General features: G+C 50.2%; 6 protein-coding genes. All 6 read left to right on the forward strand.

Features of this window, described 5'->3' with window-relative positions:
- Positions 1 to 292: 292 nt before the first annotated feature.
- Positions 293 to 2,116 carry a glutamine--fructose-6-phosphate transaminase (isomerizing) gene (gene glmS / locus L5656_RS09550; protein ID WP_297202361.1) on the forward strand — a complete coding sequence of 608 codons (1,824 nt, stop codon included), beginning with the start codon at positions 293 to 295 and terminating at the stop codon, positions 2,114 to 2,116.
- A gap of 162 nt (positions 2,117 to 2,278) precedes the next feature.
- Positions 2,279 to 3,505, forward strand: coding sequence for a 2,3-bisphosphoglycerate-independent phosphoglycerate mutase (locus L5656_RS09555; RefSeq protein WP_297202364.1), 1,227 nt, complete (start codon positions 2,279 to 2,281; stop codon positions 3,503 to 3,505).
- A gap of 127 nt (positions 3,506 to 3,632) precedes the next feature.
- Entirely contained in the window at positions 3,633 to 4,370 is a 738-nt protein-coding gene (locus tag L5656_RS09560) for a hypothetical protein (protein WP_297202366.1), read from the forward strand.
- 341 nt (positions 4,371 to 4,711) lie between these two features.
- Positions 4,712 to 6,340: a spore germination protein gene (locus L5656_RS09565; protein WP_297202368.1), complete on the forward strand. Its 1,629-nt coding sequence runs from the start codon at positions 4,712 to 4,714 to the stop codon at positions 6,338 to 6,340.
- A gap of 86 nt (positions 6,341 to 6,426) precedes the next feature.
- Positions 6,427 to 7,605, forward strand: a complete 1,179-nt coding sequence (locus L5656_RS09570) for a Ger(x)C family spore germination protein (RefSeq protein ID WP_297202370.1) — start codon at positions 6,427 to 6,429, stop codon at positions 7,603 to 7,605.
- Between the two features lie 2 nt (positions 7,606 to 7,607).
- Positions 7,608 to 8,361 (forward strand): GerAB/ArcD/ProY family transporter (locus tag L5656_RS09575; RefSeq protein WP_297202372.1); only part of this gene is annotated, 754 nt, incomplete at its 3' end.

An 8,361-nucleotide genomic window follows, 5' to 3' on the forward strand; every position in this document is an offset into this window, starting at 1 on the left:
ATCGAGGTTTTCGGCGGGTGCCCCTCGGTTGGTTACGACCGTTAAAGGCGCTACAAAACCCGGGAGCAATCCCGGGGACAAAGGGCGCCGGGTAACCTTTAATCTCTCTCCCCAACAACCCACCTTAAAAAACGCTCTCGGCCTATCTTTTTTCCCGGGAGGGCCTCTCACAAAGCGTGCTTTTCCTTCCTATGGCCTGAGCCCTGTGCTTGTAGCTGTTTTTCTCAAAGAAAGACGAGATGGCGCCGGTCCCGATTAACTAATCCTTGTTGGGAGAGGGAGGAACCTTAAGATGTGCGGGATAATCGGTTACCAGGGTTACCGGGAGGCGGTACCCGTATTACTGGAAGGACTGGAAAGGCTCGAATACCGGGGGTACGATTCCGCCGGCATAGCGGTGATAGATGGAAGGCAACTTAAGGTGGCCAAAAGGGCAGGCAAGCTGGCAGAGCTCAAGGCCCACCTTAACGGTTACTTTGCTTCGGCCCGAGTTGGGATCGGCCATACCCGCTGGGCGACCCACGGCCGTCCCAACGATATTAACGCTCATCCTCACTTGGATTGCAGCGGGAACTTTGCTGTTGTGCATAACGGTATTATTGAAAATTACCAGGAGTTAAAGCAATGGCTCCTTGCGGAGGGCCACCATTTTCTTTCCGAAACAGATACTGAAGTCTTGGTCCACCTCATAGAGCACTATTATCGCGGCGATCTCCTGCAAGCAGTCCAAAGTATATTACCTAAACTACACGGCTCCTATGCTTTAGTTGTCATAAGCCCTGGCCACCCGGAGGAAATGGTGGGAGTGCGCCAGGATAGCCCGCTCATTGTGGGTTTGGGGGAAGGAGAGACTTTCCTGGCTTCCGACATCCCGGCTTTGCTCCCCTACACCCGGGATACGTATATCCTGGAAAACGGTGAAGTGGTTTATGTTACACCGGAAGGCGTCCGGATCTTTAATTCCAACGGGCAGCCCCGGGAAAAACAGGTATTCCATGTTACCTGGGATTTAGAAGCGGCCGAAAAAGGCGGTTATCCCCATTTTATGCTTAAAGAGATCCACGAACAGCCCCGGGCCCTGCGGGATACTTTGGCGGGCCGGCTGGATGTATCTTCCGGTGAAGTTAAGCTGGAAGGGGTAAGCTTAAAACCCGAAGAAGCCCGTTCCTTAAGGAAGGTAGCGCTCATAGCCTGCGGTACGGCATCTTACGCGGGGATGGCAGGTAAATACGTATGGGAAAGGCTCTTGCGCCTGCCTGTAGAATTCGATGTGGCTTCCGAATTCCGTTACCGGCAGCCCATTTTAGACGAACATACCCTAGCCCTGGTCATCAGCCAGTCGGGCGAGACAGCGGATACCCTGGCCGGCCTGCGGGAAGCTAAGAGGCATAAGGCCAGGGTCCTGGCCATTACTAATGTAGTTGGAAGCTCCGTGGCACGGGAAGCCGATGATGTGCTTTACACCTGGGCCGGTCCGGAAATAGCCGTGGCTTCTACTAAAGCCTACCTCACCCAACTTGCAGCTTTATATCTCCTGGCCCTTTACCTGGGCCGGGCGAGGGGAGAGGCTCCCTGGTCCTTAGAACTAGCCAGAGAATTGGCTCTGGCTCCTTCGAAAGTAGAAAGGGTACTTGAGCTGGAAGAAGAAATACAGGAACTGGCGAGCAACATAGCGCCCTGTGAGCACGCTTTTTACCTGGGTCGGGGGCTGGATTATGCGGTTGCCCTAGAAGGAGCTCTTAAACTTAAAGAGATCTCTTATCTTCATGCCGAGGCCTGCCCGGCAGGAGAGCTTAAACACGGTCCCTTGGCTCTTATAGAGGACAGGACCCCGGTGATAGCCCTGGCTACCCAAGAGGAATTGCTGGAGAAAATGCTAAGCAACATAAAAGAAGTTAAAGCCCGCGGGGCTTGGGTATTGGCTCTGGCCTTAGAAGGGAATGAAGCGGTAGCTAAAGAAGCTGACCGGGTACTTTACTTGCCGCGTATTCATCCGGTTCTTTCTCCCTTGGTTTCTGCTGTACCTTTACAGCTTTTGGCCTATTATGTAGCTAAAGCCAGGGGATGTCCCATAGATAAACCCCGCAACTTGGCCAAAAGCGTAACTGTAGAGTAATACGTTTTTTAGCCCTGGCCGTACGCCAGGGCTAAAAATTTGTTTCGCCTTCTTTCCTTCAGTAACTTGCAGGTCTAAGGCGGATATTTTTGTAAACTGCCTTCTGCTCTGTTAAAATATATCCCGTGAACAAAATAGCTTTCTAAAGGAGGTTTTTCCAAATTGCTCCCGGAATCTTTTTTGGAAGAATTATCCCAGCCTAGCCAGACCAAGATGGTACTTGTAGTTCTAGATGGGTTAGGCGGCTTGCCCGTCCCGGAATTAGGTAATAAGACAGAACTGGAAGCCGCATCTACACCTAACCTGGATGAGCTGGCTGCTAGGTCTTCCTTAGGGCTAGCTCACCCAGTGATGCCAGGTATAACCCCGGGTTCCAGTGCTGGGCATTTAGCCCTCTTTGGCTATGACCCCACAAAATATGTGATAGGCCGGGGGATCTTGGAGGCTTTGGGTATAGGTTTTGACATTAAACCTCAGGATATAGCCATCCGGGGTAATTTCTGCACTGTAGAAAAGAGGGGAAGTGAGCTAGTAGTTACCGACCGCCGGGCAGGGCGGCCGAGTACGGATCATACAGTTAGAATATGTCAAAGGTTACAAGAAATAATCAGGGATATTGAAGGAGTAGAAGTATTCATCCGGCCAGTTAAAGAGCACCGGTTTGTAGTTGTATTAAGGGGAGAGGGGCTAGATCCCAGGGTAAAGGATACTGACCCGCAAAAGGAGGGGGTAGCGCCGTTAACCCCTGAGCCTTTAGCCCCTGAAGCCAGCCGCACAGCTAGTGTAACGCGTAAACTCTTGGAAAGAATAGGTGAAATATTGGCCGATGAACCTCAGACTAATTATGCCCTCCTACGCGGCTTCTCTAGCCAGCCAGGTCTCACACCTTTTCCTGAGCGGTTTAAGCTTAAAGCCGGAGCTATTGCCGTGTATCCTATGTACCGGGGATTGGCTTCTTTAGTAGGAATGGATGTTCTTGCTTTAAAGGGTGAAACGCTTGCCGATGAAATAAGTACTTTAAAAGAACAATGGGGCAGTTATGACTTTTTCTTCCTACATATAAAGGCTACGGATTCTAGAGGAGAGGACGGCGACTTTAATGGCAAAATTAAAGTAATAGAGGATTTTGATAAACATCTTCCTTCTATCCTAGAGCTAAAGCCTGATGTACTGGTGATTACTGGCGATCATTCTACTCCTTCTATATATGCTGCCCATAGTTGGCACCCGGTTCCCTTTTTGTTACATTCGTGCTGGGTACGCGCGGAAAGGGAGGCTGGCTTTAACGAATATGCTTGTGCCCGGGGTATGTTGGGCCAATTCCCCCTTTTATACACCATGAATTTAATGTTAGCCCATGCTGGTCGGTTAGAGAAGTTTAGCGCTTAAAAATTAGGATTAGCTGCCTTCTTAAGGCTGGGGTGCAAGGGCTACCCCAGCCTGTTTTAGTAATTTATAAGCAAAGGATAAGCAAGGAGAGGTTAAGGTGGGTTTGCCGGAGGAAAAACTGCCTTCAATGTTGAAGCGATGGCTCAAAGAAGAAATCCACTCTGCTTCTACCTTTACCCGTTACCGGGAGCCGCTTGTGGGGTTCGCCTCAGCGAGGGATCCTCTATTTCTAAGGTTAAAAGAAGTGGTAGGGCAGAACCACCTTTCACCTTCTGAACTTTTACCTAGTGCCCAGACGATATTGGTCTTTTTTCTCCCTTTTACCCCTGAGCTGGTCTTCCAGAATCAAAAAGGGGACTGGCCGGCTAAGGAATGGGCCCTGGCCTATGTAGAGACCAATCAGCTTATAAAACGTATATGTGAAAGGCTACAAAGGGAGCTCTCGTTTTTAGGAATACGCTCAGCCTTCGCCCCTCCCACCCATAATTTTGACCGTGTCACTCTAACCTCAGGCTGGTCTCACAAGCATGTAGCTTACATCGCTGGCTTGGGGAGGTTCGGCGCCCATCATATGCTTATCACTCGCCAGGGGTGCGCCGGCCGGCTGGGAAGCCTTGTGATAGAAGCTTTTATACCGCCTACTCCGCGACCTACTGATGAGCACTGCCTCTGGCTTAAAGAAGGCCAATGCGGGATCTGTTTTAAAAGCTGTCCTGTCCAGGCCTTAAGCAGTGAAGGATTAGATAAAAAGCGTTGTTACCAGTGGTTACTTAAAGTAGCGGAGGCCTATGCTGATTTGGGTCTGTGTGATGTATGCGGTAAGTGCGCCACTGGCCCTTGCGCTGCGAGCTTGCCTAGATATTAAACCGTAGGGAAACCTCATACGTTTAAGAGGTAACCGTATAGAAGCCCGGTCCGGAGGCCCGATAACGAGAGAAAGGGCTTGGGAAGGTTAGAGATCATTAGAATTCAATACTACTTTATGATTCAAATGTTCAAAAAACGGAGAGGAAACGGAGTAAAAGTGGAGAGGTCTAAGAGATGATTGGTTAAGTATAATTTAACGTAGGTAGATTTAACGTCTCCTTTAAGCAAAATGCCGAAACGCTTGAGTTTCGGCTTTAAAAATCTCTCTATTGGTGTATACCTCCAAGCCTTCCTGTACAGGCTAAAATAATAAAAGCCTGGTATAGGAGGGCTTTTTTGGTGTCTCCTACTTCTAGGCGCTATTTCCGAAAGACCAGAAAGATAGGAAACCATTATGCTATGGAGGCGGCACCCTCAGAGCTCCTGGATAAACTTCCCCAGCGTTACCGCTTGGCTTCTCCTTTGGCGGATGAAGGGGAGGCCCAGCCAATCCCTTTCCACTATAGCTTAGAAGCTAATCTGGAGTTGTTTCAAGAGCTTTTAAAGGATTGCCAGGATGTGGTGTATCGCCGCTTAAAAATCGGGGGGCTAGAAGGCCGGGAGGCTGTGCTTATTTATGTCGACGGCCTGGTAGATAACCACATGGTGGACACTCAGGTGGTAAAAGCCTTGCTTTTGGAGGCGCCTTTGGCTGTTCCTTTTTCAACCTCTCCCGGATGGTTTTTCCGCCAACTACGGGATTCTCTCGTTACGGTAGCCCATATACAGGAGATGAAAGATTTAAGGGAAGCAACACTCTTTCTTATGAGTGGGTTTGCTTTGCTCCTTATTGATGGAGTTAAAGAAGTCCTGGCCGTGGAGGTTTGTGGCTGGGAGCACCGGGGTGTAGAAGAGCCCCCGGCAGAATCCCTTATCCGGGGCTCCCGGGAAGGCTTTTCGGAGTGCCTGCGTACCAATACTACCCTTCTCCGCCGGCGTATACGGGACCCCCAGTTAAAGCTAAAAATCCATTTCCTCGGTCGGCGGACCCGGACAGCAGTGGGGATTATGTATCTGGCAGGAGTAGCAGAGCCGGCTTTAGTAGAGGAAGTAGAAAGGCGTATTAAGGGGATTGACATAGATGGGATCCTGGAGAGCGCCTTTATCGAGCAATTAATAGAAGATAAGTGGTCTTCCCCCTTTTCCCAAATCCAGAACACAGAACGGCCAGATGAAGCTGCGGCAGCCCTATTAGAAGGACGGGTGGTGATTTTAACCGATAATACCCCCTTTGTTTTGATCGTTCCGGCCACCTTTAATACCCTATTACATACCCCGGAAGACTTTTACCACCGTTGGTTCATTAGCGTCCTTATTCGTTTATTGCGTCTATTGGGATCCATCTTGGCCTTAATCCTTCCTTCTATGTATATAGCCATGGTTTCTTTTAACCCCGAGATGATACCCACATCACTAGCTATCTCCATCGGCGCTGGTCGAGAGGGGCTGCCTTTCCCTACTATCGTAGAAGCTTTTATTATGGAATCTACCCTGGAGCTTTTGCGGGAAGCCGGTATCCGGCTGCCCAGCCCTCTAGGCCAGACCCTGGGTGTCGTGGGCGCCATTATCTTGGGGCAGGCGGCGGTCCAGGCGGGGATTGTAAGTTCGGCCATGGTGATTGTGGTATCCTTAACTGCTATAGCTGGGTTTGTAATCCCTAGTTATGATGCCGCCATTGCCATACGTATTCTACGTTTTTTCCTTATGATAATGGCTGCTATCTTCGGGCTTTACGGCATTATCCTGGGTTTGATGCTCATCCTTGTCCACCTAGTCACCCTTAAGAGCTTTGGGGTACCTTATCTTAAACCCTGGGCGCCCTGGACATTACAAGATCTTAAAGATAGCGTATACCGTGCCCCGTTGTTTAAACACCGTACGCGGCCTCTTTATGTTAAGCCTTTGGAAGAGAAGCGCATAGGGGAGTAGAGGGGGGAAGTTTTCGGCTAAACCTCCAAGGTTAGGGCGGAGGGATAAGATATAGGGGATAAAGGGCTAAGGCAGGGAATAGATAAGTGGGGAATAGAAGAAGCATCTGCACCTTAATAGCGGTAGTCGTGCTTAAAATTGTATTTTTGGCCGGTTGTTGGGATAACCTGGATCTAGAGCGGCGGGCCTTGGTTTTGGGTACCTTTGTGGATTTGGTTCCGGCCCATCAAGATAAGTTTGAGCTTACTATGGAGGTGCCTATCTTACGCCGTATGGCCGCCCGGCCTGGCGCCGGAGGAGGAGGCGGGAGCGAAGGCAGGGAGGAAACGTTGCCTACCTGGCGCCTAACGGTCACCGGAGCCACCTTTGCCGAGGCCATGCGTAAAGCAAGCACCCGTTCGGAGCGCCAGTTTTTTTTCGGCCACCAGAAGGTGCTTTTAATTGGCGAGGAGTTAGCCCGGCGGGAGAGGATCCAGGAGGTTCTGGATTTTTGGACCCGCAACAGAGAAAGCTACCTGGCCATTACAGTGCTTTTGGCCCAGGGCCGGGCGGAGGAAATCTTTTCCGCCCGTCCTAAATTCGCTCGCAGTGTCAGTATGTTTCTGCAGGAGCAGTCCGAGCGCCAGATCAGGACTTCGCGTTTTGTAAAGCATACCTTGGCAGAATTGCTGGCCGCCCTTTACGGTGGGAGGGATATTCTAGTTTCCCGGGTAAGGACGGTGCCCGGCCAGGATTCCTTGGAGCTAGAGGTTAGCGGTACGGGGATAATCAAAGAAGGAAAGCTGGTGGGCTGGCTTAGCCCGGAGGAAACCAAGGCTGCCCTGTGGGTTACCGGGGAAGCAAGGAAACAGGATATGATACCCTTACCTCTGCCGGAGCTTAAGTACGTCTTTACTTTGGAACTTTGTAAGGTAAAGAACAAGATAAGGGTCCAGGTGCAAGGGGACAGGCCCGAGTTTAGTGTTAAGCTGGAGGTCACCGCCGATATCGCAGAGAAAATAGGTGCTCCGGAACCCCTTAATCCCCCCCTTTTGCGCTATATCGAAGCCCGAGCGGCTGAAATTATGAAGGAGCGTGTAGAAGAGGTGGTAGCTAAACTGCAGAAGGAATACCAGGCTGACGTGTTGGGCTTCGGAAAAAAGATCGAAGAAGCCCAGCCGCGCTGGTGGCAACAAGTTAAAGGAAACTGGCGGGAACTATACGCCCATGCACCTGTCCACGTAGAAGTTAAGGTCAAAATAAGGCGCACAGGAATGGTGAGTTAAAAGTGCTTATCCGCGAGAAGATAGGCACCCCGGAGGTCTTCTTTTTAACTGTAGCCGCCATGATCGAAGTAGGTACTTTAGTCGGGGCTAAGGATATTGTGGACAAGGTGGGAGTGGATACCTGGCTGGTCTCCCCTTTAGAGACTTTGACCAGTCTGGGGGCTATCTACCTTGTTACCAAGCTGGCCATGAAATTCCCCCATTTGGATTTGCTGGGTTATAGCCAGTTATTGGTAGGTAAGTGGCTGGGCTGGCTTTTAAGCCTTCCGGTATATGTTTATTGGCTTAGTCTTTCTGCCGAAGTAAGCCGGGTAACGGTGGACGTAATTAAGAGCTCTTTACTGGCCCGCACTCCCATGGAAGTAATACTATTTTCTTTCATTTTAACGGCCGCCTATCTAGCCAAGCAGGGTTTAGAGCCCCTAGCCCGGGCCTGTGTCGTTATTGTAATCATTTTCCTACCCCTCACTATGCTCCTTTTTATCCTCGTTATCCCCCGGGTGCGCTTGGATAATTTCTTGCCCTTTTTACCCCAGGGTCCCTGGCCGGTGATAAAGCTTGCCTTATGGCGCATAAGCAACGCGGAAGAGATGAGTTTCTTCCTTATTTTGGTTCCCTTTATGCAGAAACCTAAGGAAGCTTGGAAAGCAGCTAGTCTAGGCTATTTAGTCGTCATGGCAGTAGTGATTATTGTTTTAACCACTTGCCAAGGCGTGTTAGGAGTAGATAAACTTAAGTACACCCTTATTCCTGGGC

The organism is Thermanaeromonas sp. (genome assembly GCF_021890735.1).
Classification (GTDB): Bacteria; Bacillota; DSM-521; order Neomoorellales; family Neomoorellaceae; genus Thermanaeromonas.